This is a genomic window from Streptomyces sp. CBMA29 (assembly GCF_014596445.1).
In the GTDB taxonomy this organism is placed as follows: Bacteria; Actinomycetota; Actinomycetes; order Streptomycetales; family Streptomycetaceae; genus Actinacidiphila.
This window is the reverse complement of record NZ_MECL01000035.1, coordinates 90,668-109,440: the sequence shown is the minus strand read 5'-3', so window position 1 is coordinate 109,440 and position 18,773 is coordinate 90,668. Positions and strand designations below refer to the sequence as shown.

Here is an 18,773-nt window from a genome sequence, read left to right as displayed (position 1 = left end):
ATGTCGACGTCCAGGGTGCGCGCGGCGGTCGACGCCGAGCGCTGGCCGGATGTCGCGGCGGCGCCCCGCTGTTCGGCCGCGCGTGCGGCCGTCGCGGCCTTCCTCGTCCGCAGGGCGCTGGAACGGCTGCCGCTGCGGGTGCGGCTGGCGGGCGCGGACGGCGACGACGCGGGCGAGGGCGCCCGCACGCTGGGGCTCGGCGGCCCGCTGATGCGGGTGCACGACCCGCGTTCCTTCTTCCGCCGGATCGGCGCCGAGGGCCTGATCGGCTTCGGCGAGTCGTACATGGCCGGGGAGTGGGACGCGGACGACCTGACCGGTGTGCTCACGGTCTTCGCCGACAACGTCGCCACCCTCGTACCGCCGTCCCTGCAACGGCTGCGCGGCGCGTGGGCCAGGCGGCGGCCGGAGGCGCAGCGCAACACCCGCGAGGGCGCGCGCGACAACATCCACCGGCACTACGACCTGTCCAACGATCTCTTCTCGCTCTTCCTCGACGAGACGATGACGTACTCCTCCGCGGTCTTCCGCGGCTTCCCGGCCGACGAGCACCTGCTGCCCGCCGCCCAGCACCGCAAGATCGACCTGCTGCTGGACGCGGCCGGGGTCGGTCCAGGCACCCGGCTGCTGGAGATCGGCACCGGCTGGGGCGAACTGGCGGTGCGCGCGGCATCCCGCGGCGCCCGTGTGGTGAGCGTGACGCTCTCGCGCGAGCAGCGTGAACTGGCGCTGGAACGGGTCCGCGCCGCCGGGCTCCAGGACCGTGTCGAGGTGCTGCTGCGCGACTACCGCGAGGTCGAGGGCGAGTACGACGCGGTGGTCAGCGTCGAGATGATCGAGGCGGTCGGCCACGAATTCTGGCCGGAGTATTTCCGCACCCTGGAGCGGCGGCTCGCACCCGGCGGCCGGATCGCGCTCCAGGCGATCACCATGCCGCACGACCGGATGCTGGTGAGCCTTCCGACCTTCACCTGGATCCACAAGTACGTCTTCCCCGGCGGCATGATCCCCTCCGCCGAGGCCATCTCCGAGGTGAGCGGCGAGGCCACCGGGCTGCGGATCGTCAGCGCCGAGGCGTTCGGGCCGCACTACGCGGAGACGCTGCGGCTGTGGCGCGAGCGGTTCGCGCGGTGTGCGGACGAGGTGGCGGCGCTCGGCTTCGACGCGGTCTTCCGGCGGCTGTGGACGTTCTATCTGGCCTACTCGGAGGCCGGTTTCCGGTCCGGGTACCTGGATGTGCGGCAGATCGTGCTGGAGGGCTCGGCGGGAGCTGCTGATCCTGCTGATTCTGCTGGAGCCACTGAGGCCACTGAGGCCGCTGGGGCCGGGCACGCGGAAGGCTCGGCGGGAGGCCGGTGAACGGTTTTCCGTGGGGCGCTTTCTGCGTGAATCTCGGGGCGACGGCGGGCGCGGCACTCGCCGTGATGCTGGTGACCTTCGCGGTCGCGGTGGCCAAGGGCATGCACCGGGTGGTCGACGTGGCGTGGGGCGCCGCCTTCGCGGCGGTCGCCGTCGTGTCGTACGGGGTGTCATCGGGGCACGGTGACGACGGGCGCCGGCTGCTGGTCCTCGTCCTGACCGTGGTGTGGGGGCTGCGGCTGGCCGGGCACATCGCCTGGCGCGGCCGTGGCCACGGCGAGGATCCGCGCTACGAGAAGATGCTGTCCAAGGTCCCGGCCGACCGCCGCAACGGGTACGCCTTCCGGATCGTCTACCTGCTCCAGGGCCTGCTGGTGTGCGTGGTGTCGCTGCCGGTGCAGGTCGCCTGCTATCTGCCGGGGTCCGTCGGCCCGGCGGCGGCGGTCGGCGCGGCGCTGTGCCTGGTCGGGCTGGTCTTCGAGGCGGTCGGCGACCACCAGCTCGCCCGCTTCAAGTCCGATCCCGCGCACCGCGGTCAGGTGATGGACCGCGGCCTGTGGGCCTGGACCCGGCACCCCAACTACTTCGGCGACTTCTGCGTCTGGTGGGGGCTGTACGTGCTGGCGTGCGACGGCGCCCGCTGGTCGTCGGCGGCGGGCGCGGTCGTACTGGCCGTGCTCGGGCCGCTGACCATCAGCTTCCTGCTCCTGCGGGGCAGCGGGAAGCCGCTGCTGGAACGGCACATGGCGCAGCGGCCCGGCTATGCCGAGTACGTCGCCCGGACGAGTGGTTTCTTCCCGTGGCCGCCGCGAAAGGGCGGCGTTGACGGGCGGGCGTAGTCGGCGACAGCCGGGCCGCTGGAGGCACCGGTCGTGGCGAGTGATTGGGTCAGTCGGTTCGGTCGGTTCGCGGGTTCGCGGTCAGTCGTCCAGGCCGCGGGCCCGCGAGAAGCGGGCGTGCCCGTCGCTGAGGGCCACGATCGGGGCCGGGTAGTCGAACCGCGCCCGTTCCGGACCCGACAGCTTCCACGGCTGGTGCACCGCCGCCCCCTCCAGCCCGGCCAGCTCCGGAACCCAGCGCCGTACGTAGTCGCCGTCCGGGTCGAAACGGGACGCCTGGAGCAGTGGGTTGAGCACCCGGTTGGGCCGGGTGTCGGTGCCGGTGCCCGCCGACCACTGCCAGTTGAGCTGGTTGTTGGGGATATCGCCGTCGACCAGCAGGTCCAGGAAGTGCCGGGCGCCGATCCGCCAGTCCATGTACAGCGTCTTGGTCAGGAAGCTCGCCACGAGCAGCCTGCCCCTGTTGTGCATCCAGCCCTCGTGCAGCAGTTGGCGCATCGCGGCGTCCACGATGGGGTAACCGGTGCGGCCCTCGCGCCAGGCGGTGACCTCCTCGGGCGCGGTGCGCCAACGGTCGTGCCGGGAGCGGTAGTCGCGGTGCGCCGCGTCGGGCCGCGCGGCGAGCACCTGATGGTGGAAGTCGCGCCAGGCGAGCTGCCGGACGAACGCCTCCGCGCCCCGGCCGCTCACCGACCGCGCCCGGTGGGCGAGTTCGGTCGCGGACACGCACCCGAAGTGCAGATACGGCGAGAGCCGCGAGGTCTCGTCGCCCGCCAGGTCGTCGTGCTGGTCCGCGTATCCCTCGATACCCGAACGCCACCAACTGCCCGCCAGCTTGCGGGCCGCCGTCTCGCCGCCGCGCGGCAGGCCGGGGGACGGCTGTCCCTCCCCTGACCCGGCCAGGTCCGCCGCGCAGGGCAGTGCGGCGGACTCCACGTCCTCGGGGACGGTGACCTTGCGCGGCGCGTCCAGCACGCGACGCGGCGGCTCCGCGCTCCAGCGCCGGAAGTACGGCGTGAAGACGGCGAAGTGATCGCGGCCCACGGGGGTGACGGCGCCGGGGGGAACAGCGGTGACCACGGCCTCGTGCACCACCACCTCGCAGCCCGCCTCGGCCAGGGCCTTGCGCAGCCGGTCCTCGCGGCGCAGGGCGTAACCGCTCACCCCGGCCGCGATGTGCACCTGCCGCGCCCCGCTCTCGCCGACGGCCCGCACGACCTCCTCGACGACGTCGCCGCGCCGCACGACCAGCCGCCCGCCGCGGGCCCGCAGGCCCGCGTCCAGGTCGGCCAGGCAGTCGGCGAGGAACGCCGCCCTGTTCGGCACCGCGAATCCGGCCCGCGCGATGCCCTCGTCCACCACGAACAGCGGGACCACGCTCCCGGCCGCCGCCACCGCCGCGGCCAGCACGGGATTGTCGTGCAGCCGCAGGTCCGCGGTGAACAGCGCGATGGACGACCCGGTCCGCGACGTCTCAGGCACCAGCGACCGCCGGGAACGTCACCAACGCCAGCGGCGCACTCGTGGGCTGCTGCGAGCCGCCGGCCGGTTCGACCGTCACCCCCACCCCGGAGGCGTTGTCGATCGGCCCGTCCAGCACCACGGCCTGGTCGGTGGCTGACGGGTCCATCAGACCCGCCGGCCGCATCTTCCCCCCGTCGTCGAACCACAGCTCATACGTCTTCCCGGCCGCCGGCGTCGGCATACCGGCGGCCAGGAAGGCGGCCTTGCCCAGGCTGCGGGAGACCACCACGGTCGCGGTCGTACCGGTGCTGAGCTTCCGCGTGGTGCTTGCCGCGTCGGGTGCCGAGAGCACCTGGGAGAGCTCGCCCGCCCGCTGCTCGGCCTGGTTCGCGCGCTGCCTCGCGTCGTCGGCGGCCTGGTGCTGCCAGACGGCCACCCCGCCGAGCCCGACCACTCCGGCCATGCACGCGGCCAGCGCGTAGCGCGGCAGCCGCCGCGCCCCGGCCATCCATCCGGCGAGACCGCGCCGCTCCTGCCGCGCGACGACCGGCGGCTCCTGCCGCACGGCGGCGACCCGGCGCAGCACCTGCTCGCGCATGTGCGGCGGCGGCACGACCGACGCGGCGAGCGCCAGCCGGGTGGCCGTCGCGGACAGCTCGCGGACCTCCTGCGCGCAGGCCGAACAGTCGGCGATGTGGCGTTCGAATTCCTCCCGCTCGCCGTCGGGCAGCGCGTGCACCGCGTACGCACCGGTGAGGGTATGCAGATCGGCGGTCGTCATGCGCTCACTCCCAAGCAGTCGCGCAGGCGGATGAGTCCGTCCCGCAGTCGGGTCTTGACGGTCCCCAGCGGAGCCGCGAGCAACTCGGCGACCTCCCGGTAGGTGAATCCCTGGTAATAGGCGAGTGTCACCGACTGGCGCTGCAATTCGGTGAGCGTCCGCATACAGCGCCGCACCTGCTCGCGCTCCAGCCGTGACTCGACCTGTTCCGCGACCTCGTCGAAGGCGGGCGTGTGCTCAAGCAGCGCGGCCTTGTGCTCCCGGTCGGAGGACGCCTGTGCGGAACGCACCCGGTCCACCGCGCGACGGTGGGCCAGCGTCATCACCCAGGTCATGGCGCTGCCACGGGATGCCTGGAACCGGGTCGCGGTCTGCCAGACCTCGACCAGCACCTCCTGGGCGACCTCCTCCGACTGCGCGGGGTCGCGCAGCACCGAGCGCACCAGCCCCAGCACGGGCCCGGCCACCGCGTCGTAGACTCTGGCGAACGCCGCCTCGTCGCCGCGGGCGACCGCGACCAGCAGCTCCTGGAGGTCGGGGCCGGCGCCTGCGACGCCGTCCAGCCGTACGGCTTCCCTCATCTGCGATCCATCCCGTCTCGACTCACCCGCGCAAGTCTCCGACCGGTATTCGGAGCCGAGGGGTGGGCGGATTGCCCGCTCGCGGAATTCCCCCGGTCTCAGCCCGCCATCGTGCCCCCTTTCACCGCCGCGGTGGGGACGACCAGCGTGGTCGTTACCCGTTCGCCACGTTTGTCACCGTTACGCGGGTTCCGTGTCACAGAAGATCAACAAGCCCATGCGGTGACGCTCACCTGTCGTTGGCCGGACGAAGGTGCTGATCAACAGCAGCCCCGCCGTACGGAGGTACCTGGGATGACCGACCGGACCCTGTGGTCGTACGCCGAGATCGCCGCGCACATCCGCGTACAGGTCGACACCGTCCGCTCCTACCGGAAGCACGGGCATCTCCCGCCGCCCGATGTCGTCGAGGGCGGCAAGCCCTTCTGGTACGCCGATACCGTCAGGGCCTGGAGTGCCCGGCGGCCGGGAAACCGCGGCCGCCGGGATCCGGACTGAGCCTCAGTTCCGCGTGGCCGGCTCGGGGTCCCGCCGCTCCTGCGAGGAGTGCGGGGCCTTCGTGCCGTCCGGCGCCTCCTGGCCGCCGCCCTCCGATATGCCGAACCGGTCGTGGAAGCGGCGCAGCACCGGCGGCGCCCACCAGGTGGCCCGCCCGGTCAGCCGCATCACCGCGGGGACCAGCAGGGTGCGGACCACCATCGCGTCCATGAGCACCGCGAGCGCGATGCCGAGCCCCAGCATCTTGGGGTTGGCCACCCGCGAGGTGCCGATCGCGACCATCACCACGGCGAGGATCACAGCCGCCGCCGTGATCAGTCCGCCGGTCCGCTTGAGCCCGAACTCGATGGACGCCTGGTGATCACCGCTGCGGTCGTACTCCTCCTTGATCCGCGAGAGCAGGAACACCCCGTAGTCCATGGAGAGTCCGAAGGCCACGCAGAACATCAGCACCGGCAGGGTCGTCTCGATGCTGCCGGTGGCCGTGAAGCCCAGCAGCCTGGACAGATGACCGTCCTGGAAGACCCACACCACCGCGCCGAACATCGCGGTGAGGCTCAGCGCGTTGAGCAGCACCGCCTGGAGCGGGATGATCACGCTGCCGGTGAGCAGGAAGACCAGCAGCAAGGTGACCAGGGCGATGATCCCGGCCGCCCATGGCAGCCGCTGGCCGATGGTGTCCTTGGTGTCCACCAGGACGGCGGCCTGGCCGGTCACCGAGGCTTTGAAGTCCGCGGGGACGGCGCGGACCGCGCCGACCAGGTGCTGAGTGCCGGTGTCCACCGCCTCGCCCTTGGACAGCACCGTCATATAGGCGGCGCCTGAGTCCTGGGCGACGACCGGCCCCTCGACCCGGACCACGCCGGGCAGGGCGGCCACCCGCTTCTCGTATCCGGCCAGTTGGGACCGGTCGGCGCCTTCGGCCAGCACCGTGACGGCGCCGTCGGGACTGCCGGGGAACTCCTGGCGGATGTGCTGCTGCACCACATGGGACTCGGCCGCCGAGGGCAACTGCCGGTCGTCCGCGGCGCCGAAACGCACCTGAAGGAAGGGCAGTCCGAGCAGCAGCAGGCCCGCGACCGCGCCGATCATGAAGAGCGGCGCTCTGCGCATCACCAGCCGGGCGAAGGCGGCGTATCCCGCGCCGGGGTCGCTCGCGGTCCTGCGGCGCAGGGCCTTGCGCAGATCCAGCGCGTTGACCCGTTCTCCGAGCAGGACCAGGCAGGCGGGCAGCGCGATCAGGGCCGCTGCGGCGGCCAGCAGCACCACGGCGATCCCCGCGTAGGCGAAGGAGCGCAGGAAGTACTGCGGGAAGACGAGCATCGCGGCGAGCGAGGCGGCGACGGTCAGGGCCGAGAAGAGGACGGTGCGGCCCGCGGTGCGCAGGGTCACTCCGACCGCCGCGCGCGGGGTGAGCCCGGTCGCCAGCTCCTCGCGGAATCTGCGGACGATGAACAGGGCGTAGTCGATCGCAAGGCCGAGGCCGAGCGCGGTGGTGAGATTCTGCGCGAAGACCGAGACGTCGGTGAACGAGGTGATGGCGCGCAGCACCGCGTTGGTGCCGAGGATCGCGATGATGCCGACGCCCAGTGGCAGCAGTGCGGCGATGGCGCTGCCGAAGACCATGACGAGCAGTATCAGGGTAACGGGCAGGGCGATCATCTCCGCCTTGACCAGGTCGTCCTGGATGGTGCTCTGCAATTCGTGCCGGACGGCCGCCGAGCCGCCGACGCTCACGTCGACCGGTCCGTGCTCTCCGCGGTAGGCGGGGGCGATCCGTTTGACGGCAGTGGCCACCGCGTCGTCGTCGCCCTTGAGCCGGGCGGTGATCATCGCCGAGCCGTCGTCCTTGGCACGCAGCACCGGCGCGTGGGTGCCCCAGTAGGAGGTGACGCCGGTGACCGCCGGATCCGCGGCGAGCTTGCGGGCCAGCTCCTGCCCCTGCGCGGCCACGGCGGGGCTGTCGACTCCCGCGCCCTTGGCGTCGACCAGCAGGACCAGATTGGGCTGGGAGGCGGGGAAGTGGTCGGCGAGCGCCGCGGTCGCGTACGAGGACTCGGAGTCGGGTGCTTCCCAGCCCCCGCTGGCCAGCCGGTCGGCGACGCCCCGCCCGGCGACGACCGCGAGAGCGGCGAAGAGGAGGGCGAGCAGCAGCGTCAGCCTGGGCCGGGCCGTGACGGCCCGCGTCCAGCCCCCGACCTCGGAGTCGTGGTTGACATCAGCCATGACAAAAGGTGTCCTCTCCCCGTAGTGCGACGTAGAATCGCAAATGCGAACTGTCGCTCGCGTTTCAAGAATGCGAGTGATCGCTCGTGTTTGTCAATACCCCTGGGGAGTCACCGTGTCCGAGGCGGAAGAGCGGCAGCCGCGCCGTCGGCAGGCCCGCGGCGAGCGGCGTGTCACACAGCTCCTCAAAGCCGCCGCCAGCGTGTTCTGCGCGCTGGGCTACACGGCGTCCAGCACCAACGCGATCGCCCGCGAGGCAGGGGTGTCGCCGGGCACGCTCTACCAGTTCTTCCCGAACAAGGAGGCCATCGCCGTCGAGCTGGGCAGTCAGCTCGCCAAGGAGATGGAAGCCACCCACGGCCGGGTCTTCACCGTCGAGAACGCCCTGCTGCCGCTGGACGAGATGATCGACGCCGTCACCGGTCCCTTCATCGAGTTCAACTGCGCCAACCCGGCCTTCCTCGCCCTGATCAAGGGCCCGGACACTCCCGGCAAGGTCGCCGAGGGCCACGACGAGCTGCACGCGTCACTGCTCGCGCGCCTCACCGAACTGCTCGGCGTCCGTCAGCCGTCGCTGTCCACAGCGGAACGCACTCTCGTGGCGCAGATGTCCTTCGCGATGTTCAAGGCAGGACTCGACCTCGTCGTCCAGCACGAGGGCGACGAACGGGACGCGTACGCGCGGGAGATGAAGGGGATGCTCTACCGCTATCTCGCGCCCTACCTGGGCACCGGGGCGGTCACCGCCCCGGGCACGGCCGCCGCCCCCGACGGAGCCGCCTCCCCGGACAAGGGCGCCGCCCTGGGCAAGAGCACAGAGAACAGCACGGACACCGCCGCCGCGCGCTGACCCCGGACTGGGGGACGCGGCCGACGGGGACGCGGCCGACGGCTACTTGCCGCGGCCGGCCGAGAAACAGGGAAATCCGCCCCGGTCCTTGCCCGGTGGCGGACTTGTGCGCGCGACAGTGGCGCCTGTGACGGATGCCGATGTGGTGGTGGCCGCTGCCCCTGGTCCCGCGGGCAGGCCACCGGCCGGTCCCGTAGCACCACCGCCGGAGGGAGCCGGTACGGCCGCCGCCGCGTCACCCGCGAAGGACGCCCGTACCACCGTCGAGGGAGGCCGGGCCGCCTCGCGCTCCCCCACCAGGCGCGGCTGGCGGCGCTCACGCGCCCGCGAGATCCACTGCACCAGCGTGCCGATACCGGCGACGAGCATCGATATGCCGAGCCCCAGGGAGAGGGCGAAGAAGGAGTTTGATGCGGCTTTGCCGCTGAAATACCCGGCGCCGACGGAATAGCTGGCCCAGACGGCCTCCGCGACACCCGCGCCCACCGCGTAACGCCGGGCGGGATAGCGCACGACACCCGCCGCGAGGCCGCCTATCACCCGGCCGCTGGGCAGAAATCGCACACCGATCACAAAGGGCACACCGTGCCGCTGTATCCGCAGCGCGGCCCATCTGAGCAGCGCCGCCCGGCGTTCGTCGCGCTCCATGCGGGCCAGCACCCGGCCGCTGAGCGCCCGGCCGGTGCGGTGGATCAGCATGTCGCCGAGGATCGCGCTGCCCGCCACCACCAGCAGCACGAGGGCGATGTCCAGGCGCCCCTCGGCCGCCATCACTCCGCCGGTCACAAGCAGCACGGCGTTGGGCACGAGCGGCGGGGCCGTGGTGAGGGCCAGAACCGCGTATGCCCAGAAGACGTGTCCACCTCGCAGGTACTCAGCGAGACCCGAGGTGAAGTCCAGTGCCGACACGTTCAGTGCAACGTCCATTCCACCGCCCCTCTTCCCGCCCCCGGGCTTCAAAACTGACAGCGGCCGGTGGGACGGGGCAAGGGGGTTTCCCGTGGATCAGGGGATTCCTCGGGGGCTCCCAGGAGAATTCATCCTGAGGGTCCAGTCGGGCTACTCCTCAGGGAGTACGGGCGCGCCTGTCACGGAACGCGGAATGGCCCCGGAGCACTGGCCCACCGGGTCACCGGGTCACCGGGTCACCGGCCGAGCAGTTCGCCGCCGTTGCACTGAAGGATCTCGCCGGTGATGAAGCCCGCCTCGGGGGACGCGAGGAAGACCACGGCCGCCGCCACGTCGGCGGGGTGGCCGACCCGGCCCACGAGCGTGCGCCCGGCCCGCCGGGTCAGCTCGGCGTCGTTGAGCCGCGAGCCGAAGAATTCGGTGCCCGCCACGGTGCCGGGCGCCACGATGTTGCACGTGACGCCCTGCGGTCCGAGCTGGGCGGCCAGCGAGTGGTTCCAGGCGTGCAGGGCGGCCTTGGAGGCACCGTAGGAGCCGCCGCCGCGCAACGCGGCAACCGAGGTGACCGTGACCACCCGGCCGCTGTCGGTGAAGCGGTCCCGCAGCGATTCGGTCAGCAGCACCGCGGTCAGCACATTGCGCTCGAAGTCGCCGCGCCAGCGGGCGAGCACCCCGTGCGGGCCCGCACCGATCGCCAGCTCCCGGCTGCCCGCGTTGTTCACCAGGACGTCGACCTGCTCGGGCAGGTGCCGGAGCGCCGCCTCGACGTCGTCGGGGTCGGCCAGGTCGCAGGCGACCGGGGTGACGTCAAGCCCGCGTTCCCGGCGCAGCTCCTCCGCGGTGGCGTGCAGGACCTCACGGCGACGGCCGACGATCGTGACGTGGTGGCCCTCCTCGGCGAAGCGGATCGAGATCGCCCGACCGATGCCCGTACCCCCGCCGGTCACGACGACGCTCCGGCCCGCTGTCCCGTTCTGTGCCATGTACTCCGCCCCTCATGAGGAGACAGCACGCTACGGGATCGCCCCATACCGCCCGCGAGCGGGGTAGCCTGCGAAAACGCCCCCATTCGAAGAGACGTAGATCACAGGGCTTGGAACGTAACCATTACGGTGGTTCGTGGGTCTTATCTCTTGAGCACCGCGCTCCCGGCGGAGCCGGTGGGGGGCTGCGGAACGGGCTGTCTTGGGGGACGGCCCGTGAATGCGTCGCCGGGGCGATGTCCGGGGAGCTTTGAGCGGCCCTCCCGGGCCGCAGTCGTCCCGGCACGGCGCAGCCGCCGAAAGACGCCCGGTCGGACCCGTGGGGGGATCCGTTCCGGGAACGGGAGCGCCCCGTGCCGGACCCGTGGGGGGATCCAGCGCGGGGCGCTTCTTCATGCGTGGTCCAGCCAGGCTCAGCCCTGGCTCAGCGGCCCTCGACGGGCACGTAGTCGCGGATCTCCACGCCCGTGTAGATCTGCCGCGGACGGCCGATGCGGGAGCCGGGCTCCTTGATCATCTCGTGCCACTGGGCGATCCAGCCGGGCAGCCGCCCGATGGCGAACAGCACGGTGAACATGCTGGTCGGGAAGCCCATGGCCCGGTAGATCAGGCCGGTGTAGAAGTCCACGTTCGGGTACAGCTTGCGCGACACGAAGTAGTCGTCGCCGAGCGCGTGCTCTTCGAGCTTGAGCGCGATGTCCAGCAGTTCGTCGGACTTGCCGAGCGCCGACAGGACGTCGTGCGCGGCCGACTTGATGATCTTCGCCCGGGGGTCGAAGTTCTTGTAGACGCGGTGTCCGAAGCCCATGAGCTTCACACCGTCTTCCTTGTTCTTCACCTTGCGGATGAAGGCGTCCACGTCGCCGCCGTCGGCCTGGATGCCTTCCAGCATCTCCAGCACCGACTGATTGGCGCCGCCGTGCAGGGGGCCCCACAGCGCGCTGATACCGGCCGAGATCGAGGCGAACTGGTTCGCCTGCGAGGAGCCGACCAGCCGGACCGTCGACGTCGAACAGTTCTGCTCGTGGTCGGCGTGCAGGATGAAGAGCTTGTCGAGGGCGCTGACCACGACCGGGTCCAGCTCGTACTCCTCGGCCGGCACGGAGAACGTCATGCGCAGGAAGTTCTCGACATAGCCGAGGTCGTTGCGCGGGTAGACCACCGGCTGACCGACGGACTTCTTGTACGCGTACGCCGCAATGGTCGGCAGCTTGGCGAGCAGCCGGATCGTGGAGAGGTGGCGCTGCTCGGGATCGAACGGGTTGTGGCTGTCCTGGTAGAAGGTCGACAGCGCGCTCACCACGGACGACAGCATCGCCATCGGGTGGGCGTCACGGGGGAAGCCGTCGTAGAACCGTTTGACGTCCTCGTGCAAAAGGGTGTGCTGGGTGATCTCGCCCTTGAACTCCGCCAGCTCGTCGACCGTCGGCAGTTCGCCGTTGATCAGCAGGTAGGCGGTCTCCAGGAAGCTTCCGCGCTCGGCGAGCTGCTCGATCGGGTAACCGCGGTAGCGCAGGATGCCTTCCTCACCATCAAGGAAGGTGATCGCGGACTTGTAGGCCGCAGTGTTGCCGTAACCGCTGTCCAGGGTGACCAGCCCGGTGTCGGCGCGCAGCTTGCCGATGTCGAAGCCGTTGTCACCGACGGTGCTGTCAACCACCGGGTAGCTGTACTCGCCGTCCCCATACCGCAGTACTACAGACTTGTCGCTCACGTCATTCCCTCACCGACGGTGTTGCCTCTTCTTCGAGGTGCCCTGACGAGGTCCACTGTCCCCCATTTGGCACTGGCGTGTGCACTCGGGGTCGGCCATCGGGCCGAAAGGTGGCACTCAGTGCCTATTTTGCGCCCCTGGACAGCCGGTGGTCGAGAGCCGTGAAGCGCTTTCCCGCCGACACCGTCCGCACCGCCTGACCGATGGCGCGACGCGATCCGACCAGCACCACGAGCCGCTTCGCCCTGGTCACAGCGGTGTAGAGCAGATTGCGCTGCAGCATCATCCAGGCACTGGTGGTGACAGGGATCACCACCGCCGGATACTCGCTGCCCTGCGAGCGGTGGATCGTCACCGCGTACGCGTGGGCCAGCTCGTCCAGCTCGTCGAAGTCGTACGGAATCTCCTCGTCCTCGTCTGTGTGCACGGTGAGGCGCTGCTCGACGGTGTCCAGCCCGGTGACCACGCCGACCGTGCCGTTGAAGACGCCGTTCGCCCCCTTGTCATAGTTGTTCCTGATCTGGGTGACCTTGTCGCCGACCCGGAATGTCCGGCCGCCGAAACGGCGCTCGGGCAGGTCGGGCCGCGCCGGGGTGACGGCCTGCTGGAGCAGTCCGTTGAGCACGCCCGCGCCCGCAGGGCCCCGGTGCATCGGCGCGAGCACCTGGACGTCCCGGCGCGGGTCGAGCCCGAAGCGGGCCGGGATGCGGCGGGCCACCACGTCCACGGTGAGCCTGGCCACCTCCTCCGAGTCCTCCTCGGCGAAGAGGAAGAAGTCGGGCAGGCCCTGAGTGAGCGGCGGGACACCGGAGTTGATCCGGTGCGCGTTGGTCACCACCCCGGACTGCTGGGCCTGCCGGAAGATACGCGTGAGCCGCACGGCGGGCACGGGGCCGTCCGCCGCGAGCAGGTCACGCAGCACCTCACCGGCGCCGACGCTCGGCAACTGGTCCACATCGCCGACGAACAGCAGGTGCGCGCCCGGCGGCACCGCCTTCACCAGCTTGTTCGCCAGCAGCAGGTCGAGCATCGACGCCTCGTCGACCACCACCAGATCCGCGTCCAGCGGCCGGTCCTTGTCGTACGCAGCGTCGCCGCCCGGCTTCAGCTCCAGCAGGCGGTGCACGGTCGATGCCTCGGCGCCGGTCAGCTCGGCCAGCCGCTTGGCGGCGCGGCCGGTCGGGGCGGCCAGCACCACCTTGGCCTTCTTCGCGCGCGCCAGCTCCACCACCGAGCGCACGGTGAACGATTTGCCGCAGCCGGGGCCGCCGGTGAGCACGGCGACCTTCTCGGTCAGCGCCAGCCGTACCGCCTCCTGCTGTTCCGGTGCGAGATCGGCTCCTGTCCTGGTCGCCAGCCAGGCCAGTGCCTTGTCCCACTCCACGTCCCGGAAGGCGGGCAGCCGGTCCTCCGGTCCGCGCAGCAGCCGTAGCAACTGGGCGGCGAGCGATATCTCGGCCCGGTGGAAGGGGACCAGGTAGACGGCCTTCACCTGCTCCTCGTGCCCGTCCGGCGAGGGCACGCCCTCCCGGACCACGCCCTCCTCGTCGGCCAGCTCGCCGAGGCAGTCGATCACCAGCCCCGTGTCGACCTGGAGCAGCTTCACCGAGTCCGCGATCAGCCGCTCCTCGGGCAGATAGCAGTTGCCGCCGTCGGTGGCCTGCGACAGGGCGTACTGCAATCCGGCCTTGACCCGCTCCGGGCTGTCATGGGGTATCCCGACCGCCTGCGCGATCCGGTCCGCGGTCAGGAAGCCGATCCCCCAGACCTCGGCGGCCAGCCGGTACGGCTGGTTCTTCACCACGGAGATCGACGCGTCCCCGTAGCCCTTGTAGATCCGCACGGCGATGGAAGTGGACACCCCCACTCCCTGGAGGAAGACCATCACCTCCTTGATCGCCTTCTGCTCCTCCCACGCGGCGGCGATCAGCTTGGTGCGCTTGGGGCCAAGCCCCGGCACCTCGATCAGCCGCTTCGGCTCACCCTCGATGATCTCCAGCGTGCCGGTGCCGAAGTGGTCGACGATTCGTTCGGCGATCCTCGGCCCGATGCCCTTGATCAGCCCCGATCCCAGATAGCGGCGTATCCCCTGGATCGTGGCCGGCAGCACCGTCGTGTAGTTCTCGACACTGAACTGCTTGCCGTACTGCGGATGCGAGCCCCAGCGGCCGTGCATCCGCAGCGACTCCCCCGGCTGCGCCCCCAGCAGCGCGCCGACGACCGTCAGCAGATCCCCCGAGCCTCGGCCGGTGTCCACCCGCGCGACCGTGTACCCGGTGTCCTCGTTGGCGTACGTGATCCGTTCCAGGACGCCGTCCAGCACGGCCAGCCCCGACTCCCCCATGCTCGGCCTCCCTTCCCGGCCCTCCCGTTGGTGATCTGCTCCGAAGGTACCGGTTGGCTCGGACACCCCGTTCCCGCCCTGTGGATAACTCTCCGGCGGCAACTCCCCCTGTGGACAACGCCGCTCGGGCCACCCGGCGCCGACCCTTCACGCGTTCGGCCGAACCCCGGGGGCCGCCGCTCGCGCACCCGCGTAGCGTGCGGCACATGAGCGACCGACCGCTGCAGGACGAAGTGCTGACCGAGCTGGGTGACGAGCGGCTTCAGGAGATGGCCGAGCGGCTCGGCACGGACACGGACGCGGCTCGGCAGGTCGTGGGTGCCTCGGTCGGTTCGCTGACCGGTGTGGTCACGGACGAGGCGGTGACACCGGGCGGAACCGCGGAGTTGAGCCAGGCGCTGGAAGAGGCCGCCTCGGAGCCGGAGCCGCTCACCGGGGTCGCCGGTTTCGCGGGGCTCGGCACAGGCGTGGGCGGCGGTCTGCTCACCACGGTGCTGCGCAAGGCGACCGCCCCGACGGCCCGCGCGGTATCGAAGCGGACGGGTCTGCCGGTGGCGGCCGTCTCGGGGGCGCTGGAGATGCTCATTCCCGTGGTGGCGACGGTGCTGGCGAAGCGGGCCCGCCGGGCGAAGTAGGGCGACGGCGAAGTGAGGCGACGCGGCGAGCCGCCCCGGCGGTCACAGCGCCCGCACAGAGAGACGAAAGAGGTCCGGCACAAGGCCGGACCTCTTCGTTTTCCCCCCTACTACCCCCGAAGCCCCCCTCGGGCGCATTTCCCTCTTGGCTCCGTGAAACCCCTCCCAGGAGCCTTGATGCCCAGTAAGACCACCGACCCCCCGGAAGGGTTGTACGACGGATGCGTAATCTCTCAAGTTTTTTTCAGAGAACGTGCCGGAGGTACCGGTCGGCGATCTCGGCGACCAGTTCAGCGCCGTCCCTGGCCCACAGAGCTGGGTTGAAGATCTCCACCTCGACCGGTCCACGGAAGCCAGTCGCGTCCACCTGCTCACGCAGTCCCCGCAGGTCAACGCAGCCGTCACCGAGCTGTCCCCGCCCCAGCAGCACCCCCTCCGGCAGCGGTGTCACCCAGTCGGCGACCTGGAAGGAGGCGATCCTGCCGCCCGACCCGGCCCTGACGATCTGCGCGGGCGTCAGGTCGTCCCACCACAAGTGATAGGTGTCGACCACCACACCCACCTGGTCCGCGGGGAAGCGCTCGGCGATGTCCAGCGCCTGGCCGAGCGTGGAGACCACACACCGGTCGGCGGCGTACATCGGGTGCAGGGGCTCGATCGCGAGCCGTACCCCGCGCTCCGCCGCGTAGGGCGCCAGCTCGCCGATCGCGTCGGCGACCCGCTCCCTGGCGGCGGCGATGTCGCGGTCGCCCAGGGGCAGGCCACCCGAGACCAGCACAAGGGTGGCCGTCGCCAGCGTCGCCGCCTCGTCGATCGCCGCACGGTTGTCGTCCAGCGCGGTCGCCCGCTCCGCCGGGTCGGTCGCGGTGAAGAATCCGCCGCGGCACAGCGACGTCACGGTGAGCCCGCTGTCCCGCATCAGATCCGCGGCACGCTCGACGCCGTACTCCTGCACCGGCGCCCGCCACAGCCCCACCGAGCCGATCTCGGCCGCCACGCAGCCCTTGGCAAGCTCGGGCAGCGACCACTGTTTGACGGTCTCCTGGTTGATGCTCAGCCGCGAGAGGTCGCCGGTCACGTCGCCGTACCCGTCGCTATGAGAGGCGGATTCGGAGGATGCGGGGTCGGGCGACGTCGGTACGGTCATGCGTCCACTCCGTATACGGCGAGCAGTCCGCGCATCCGCGCCTCGGCGAGTCCGGGGTCGGGGAACAGGCCGATCCGGTCAGCCAATTCATAGGCGCGGGCGAGATGCGGCAGGGAACGGGCCGACTGGAGACCGCCGACCATGCTGAAGTGCGACTGGTGCCCGGCCAGCCAGGCGAGCAGGACGACACCGGTCTTGTAGAAGCGTGTCGGTGTCTGGAACAGATGCCGGGACAGCTCGACGGTGGGGTCGAGGACGCGGCGGAAACCGGCGGCGTCTCCGGTGTCGAGGGCGCTGACGGCCGCCGACGCCAGGGGCGCGAGCGGGTCGAAGACGCCGAGCAGCGCGTGGCTGAAGCCCTGTTCGTCGCCCTCGATCAGCTCGGGGTAGTTGAAGTCGTCGCCGGTGTAGCAGCGCACGCCCTGCGGCAGGCGGCGGCGCAGCTCGACCTCGCGCCGCGCGTCGAGCAGCGAGATCTTCACGCCGTCGATCTTGTCCGGGTGGGCCTTGATGACGTCGAGGAAGGTGGCGGTCGCCGCGTCCAGGTCGTCGCTGCCCCAGTACCCGGCGAGCGCCGGGTCGAACATCGGGCCGAGCCAGTGCAGGATCACCGGGTCGCCGGCCTGACGCAGCAGCCGCCCGTACACCTCCAGATAGTCCTCAGGACCCTTGGCGACCGCGGCGAGGGCGCGGGACGCCATGAGGACGGCCTGCGAACCGGCCGCCTCGACGAGCGCCAACTGCTCCTCGTACGCGGCGGCGACCTCGTCCAGTGTGGCGGCGGGGCCGGTGAGCTGGTCGGTGCCGACGCCACAGGCGATCCGGCCGCCGACGGCGCGCGCCTCGGTCGCCGACCTGCGGATCAGCTCCGCCGCGCCCGCCCAGTCGAGCCCCATGCCGCGCTGTGCGGTGTCCATGGCCTCGGCCACGCCCAGCCCGTGCGACCACAGATGGCGGCGGAAGGCGAGAGTGGCGTCCCAGTCGACGGCCGCGGGCTCGTCGGCCGCCGTCCGCAGCGGGTCGGCCACGACGTGGGCGGCGGAGTAGACGACGCGGCTGCGCAGCGGAAGATCCGCGCTATAGGTGACGGATTCCGAACGCGGCACATAGGTGCGCGTTTCACCGGACGCGTCCGGCAGCAGGATGCTCACAGGGTCAGCTCCGGAACCTCGAAGCGGCGGCCCTGCGCGGAGGAGGCCAGGCCGAGTTCGGCGAGCTGGACGCCCCGGGCACCGGCCAGCAGGTCCCACTGCCAGGGCTCGTCGAGCACGACGTGCCGCAGGAACAGCTCCCACTGGACCTTGAATCCGTTGTCGAAGTCGCCGTTGTCCGGGACCTCCTGCCACTGGTCCCTGAAGGACTCGGTGGCGGGCAGGTCCGGATTCCACACCGGCTTCGGCGTGGCGGAACGATGCTGCACGCGGCAGTTACGCAGCCCGGCGACAGCGGAGCCGTGCGTGCCGTCGACCTGGAACTCCACCAATTCGTCGCGGTTGACGCGGACCGCCCAGGAGGAGTTGATCTGCGCGACGGCGCCGCCCTCCAGCTCGAAGACACCGTAGGCGGCGTCGTCCGCGGTGGCGTCGTACGGCTTGTCCTTCTCGTCCCAGCGCTGCGGGATGTGGGTGGTGGCCAGCGTCTGGACGGTACGGACCCGGCCGAACAGCTCGTGCAGCAGGTACTCCCAGTGCGGGAACATGTCGGCCACGATGCCGCCGCCGTCCTGCGAGCGGTAGTTCCAGGAGGGGCGTTGGGCGCTCTGCCAGTCGCCTTCGAAGACCCAGTAACCGAATTCGCCGCGGACGGACAGGATCCGGCCGAAGAAGCCGCCGTCGATGAGCCGCTTGAGCTTCAGCAGGCCCGGCAGGAAGAGCTTGTCCTGCACGACGCCGTGCTTGACGCCCGCGGCGGTGGCGAGCCGGGCGAGTTCCAGCGCTCCGTCGAGTGAGGTGGCGGTGGGCTTCTCGCAGTAGATGTGCTTGCCCGCGGCGATGGCCGCCTTCAGCGCGGTCTCGCGGGCCGCGGTCACCTGCGAGTCGAAGTAGATGTCAACGGAAGGGTCGGCGAGGACGGCGTCGAGGTCGGTCGACCAGTGCTCGATGCCGTGCCGCTCGGCCATGGCCCGCAACGCGTGCTCGCGCCGGCCCAGCAGGATCGGCTCGGGCCACAGCGTGGTGCCGTCGCCGAGGTCGAGTCCGCCCTGCTCACGCAGGCTCAGGACGGAGCGGACCAGGTGCTGCCGGTATCCCATCCGCCCGGTGACGCCGTTCATGGCGATCCGCACTGTCCTGCGTGTCACGTGACAAGTCCTCTCGTCGCTGCCTGGCGCATAGGAACGCGCCCATCGTCACCAGCTAGCTATTAGCAAGCGCTTTCTTACGCTTCACGCTAGCCGCCACAGACCGAGTTCGACAAGAGTCTCCTGGTCTCGAATGTAAGCGCT

16 protein-coding genes are annotated in these 18,773 nt (G+C 70.9%); 5 read left to right on the top strand and 11 right to left on the bottom strand.

Annotated elements, in window-relative coordinates; genetic code table 11:
* Entirely contained in the window at positions 1–1,359 is a 1,359-nt protein-coding gene (locus BGM09_RS05850) for an SAM-dependent methyltransferase (RefSeq protein ID WP_188280328.1), read from the top strand.
* Complete coding sequence (locus tag BGM09_RS05845; RefSeq protein WP_188280327.1) at positions 1,356–2,198, top strand: DUF1295 domain-containing protein; 843 nt, start codon at positions 1,356–1,358, stop codon at positions 2,196–2,198. Before BGM09_RS05850 ends, BGM09_RS05845 begins: the two co-directional genes overlap by 4 nt.
* Before the next feature lie 81 nt (positions 2,199–2,279).
* Here the strand turns inward: BGM09_RS05845 and BGM09_RS05840 are convergent, their stop codons facing one another.
* The 3 genes from BGM09_RS05840 to BGM09_RS05830 are packed head-to-tail and all read right to left on the bottom strand — an operon-like array spanning position 2,280 to position 5,024.
* Positions 2,280–3,680 (bottom strand): deoxyribodipyrimidine photo-lyase, encoded by a 1,401-nt coding sequence (locus BGM09_RS05840; RefSeq protein ID WP_317452550.1) that lies wholly within the window; start codon positions 3,678–3,680, stop codon positions 2,280–2,282.
* Positions 3,673–4,443 (bottom strand): anti-sigma factor domain-containing protein, encoded by a 771-nt coding sequence (locus tag BGM09_RS05835; protein ID WP_188280326.1) that lies wholly within the window; start codon positions 4,441–4,443, stop codon positions 3,673–3,675. The genes BGM09_RS05840 and BGM09_RS05835 overlap by 8 nt, the downstream gene beginning before the upstream one ends.
* A complete protein-coding gene (locus BGM09_RS05830; RefSeq protein WP_188280325.1) occupies positions 4,440–5,024 on the bottom strand; it encodes a sigma-70 family RNA polymerase sigma factor in 585 nt (194 codons plus the stop codon). Before BGM09_RS05830 ends, BGM09_RS05835 begins: the two co-directional genes overlap by 4 nt.
* A 294-nt stretch (positions 5,025–5,318) precedes the next feature.
* Between BGM09_RS05830 and BGM09_RS05825 the strand changes: the two genes are divergently transcribed.
* A complete protein-coding gene (locus BGM09_RS05825; protein ID WP_188280324.1) occupies positions 5,319–5,522 on the top strand; it encodes a helix-turn-helix transcriptional regulator in 204 nt (67 codons plus the stop codon).
* Between the two features lie 3 nt (positions 5,523–5,525).
* On the opposite strand, the gene BGM09_RS05820 is transcribed toward BGM09_RS05825, so the two are convergent.
* Entirely contained in the window at positions 5,526–7,748 is a 2,223-nt protein-coding gene (locus BGM09_RS05820) for an MMPL family transporter (RefSeq protein ID WP_188280323.1), read from the bottom strand.
* Positions 7,749–7,863: 115 nt separating this feature from the next.
* Between BGM09_RS05820 and BGM09_RS05815 the strand changes: the two genes are divergently transcribed.
* Positions 7,864–8,598, top strand: coding sequence for a TetR/AcrR family transcriptional regulator (locus BGM09_RS05815; RefSeq protein ID WP_317452549.1), 735 nt, complete (start codon positions 7,864–7,866; stop codon positions 8,596–8,598).
* Positions 8,599–8,640: 42 nt separating this feature from the next.
* Here the strand turns inward: BGM09_RS05815 and BGM09_RS05810 are convergent, their stop codons facing one another.
* The 4 genes from BGM09_RS05810 to BGM09_RS05795 form a co-directional block, all read right to left on the bottom strand.
* On the bottom strand, positions 8,641–9,525 hold the full coding sequence (locus BGM09_RS05810; protein WP_223186364.1) for a DedA family protein: 885 nt from the start codon (positions 9,523–9,525) through the stop codon (positions 8,641–8,643).
* Between the two features lie 218 nt (positions 9,526–9,743).
* Positions 9,744–10,490, bottom strand: a complete 747-nt coding sequence (locus tag BGM09_RS05805; protein WP_188280321.1) for an SDR family NAD(P)-dependent oxidoreductase — start codon at positions 10,488–10,490, stop codon at positions 9,744–9,746.
* Positions 10,491–10,914: 424 nt separating this feature from the next.
* Positions 10,915–12,204 carry a citrate synthase gene (locus BGM09_RS05800; RefSeq protein WP_188280320.1) on the bottom strand — a complete coding sequence of 430 codons (1,290 nt, stop codon included), beginning with the start codon at positions 12,202–12,204 and terminating at the stop codon, positions 10,915–10,917.
* Between the two features lie 124 nt (positions 12,205–12,328).
* The gene (locus BGM09_RS05795) at positions 12,329–14,548 is read right to left on the bottom strand and encodes an ATP-dependent RecD-like DNA helicase (protein ID WP_188280319.1); all 2,220 of its coding nucleotides are present in this window, start codon (positions 14,546–14,548) and stop codon (positions 12,329–12,331) included.
* Between the two features lie 206 nt (positions 14,549–14,754).
* Here BGM09_RS05795 and BGM09_RS05790 point away from each other — a divergent pair, with 206 nt between their 5' ends.
* Positions 14,755–15,183: a DUF937 domain-containing protein gene (locus tag BGM09_RS05790; protein ID WP_188280318.1), complete on the top strand. Its 429-nt coding sequence runs from the start codon at positions 14,755–14,757 to the stop codon at positions 15,181–15,183.
* A gap of 244 nt (positions 15,184–15,427) precedes the next feature.
* Here the strand turns inward: BGM09_RS05790 and BGM09_RS05785 are convergent, their stop codons facing one another.
* From BGM09_RS05785 to BGM09_RS05775, 3 genes are all read right to left on the bottom strand, one after another.
* Complete coding sequence (locus BGM09_RS05785; protein WP_317452555.1) at positions 15,428–16,261, bottom strand: sugar phosphate isomerase/epimerase family protein; 834 nt, start codon at positions 16,259–16,261, stop codon at positions 15,428–15,430.
* A 65-nt stretch (positions 16,262–16,326) separates the two neighbouring features.
* Positions 16,327–17,481 (bottom strand): dihydrodipicolinate synthase family protein, encoded by a 1,155-nt coding sequence (locus BGM09_RS05780; protein WP_188280316.1) that lies wholly within the window; start codon positions 17,479–17,481, stop codon positions 16,327–16,329.
* Positions 17,478–18,629 (bottom strand): Gfo/Idh/MocA family protein, encoded by a 1,152-nt coding sequence (locus BGM09_RS05775; RefSeq protein WP_188280315.1) that lies wholly within the window; start codon positions 18,627–18,629, stop codon positions 17,478–17,480. Before BGM09_RS05775 ends, BGM09_RS05780 begins: the two co-directional genes overlap by 4 nt.
* Positions 18,630–18,773 lie beyond the last annotated feature (144 nt).

What these genes read in the sequence shown, in the direction of transcription:
- BGM09_RS05850 (WP_188280328.1), top strand. Translation starts at nt 1, where the DNA reads ATGTCGACGTCCAGGGTGCGCGCGGCGGTCGACGCCGAGCGCTGGCCG.
- BGM09_RS05835 (WP_188280326.1), bottom strand. Translation starts at nt 4,443, where the DNA reads ATGACGACCGCCGATCTGCATACCCTCACCGGTGCGTACGCGGTGCAC.
- BGM09_RS05830 (WP_188280325.1), bottom strand. Translation starts at nt 5,024, where the DNA reads ATGAGGGAAGCCGTACGGCTGGACGGCGTCGCAGGCGCCGGCCCCGAC.
- BGM09_RS05825 (WP_188280324.1), top strand. Translation starts at nt 5,319, where the DNA reads ATGACCGACCGGACCCTGTGGTCGTACGCCGAGATCGCCGCGCACATC.
- BGM09_RS05820 (WP_188280323.1), bottom strand. Translation starts at nt 7,748, where the DNA reads ATGGCTGATGTCAACCACGACTCCGAGGTCGGGGGCTGGACGCGGGCC.
- BGM09_RS05810 (WP_223186364.1), bottom strand. Translation starts at nt 9,525, where the DNA reads ATGGACGTTGCACTGAACGTGTCGGCACTGGACTTCACCTCGGGTCTC.
- BGM09_RS05805 (WP_188280321.1), bottom strand. Translation starts at nt 10,490, where the DNA reads ATGGCACAGAACGGGACAGCGGGCCGGAGCGTCGTCGTGACCGGCGGG.
- BGM09_RS05795 (WP_188280319.1), bottom strand. Translation starts at nt 14,548, where the DNA reads ATGGGGGAGTCGGGGCTGGCCGTGCTGGACGGCGTCCTGGAACGGATC.
- BGM09_RS05790 (WP_188280318.1), top strand. Translation starts at nt 14,755, where the DNA reads ATGAGCGACCGACCGCTGCAGGACGAAGTGCTGACCGAGCTGGGTGAC.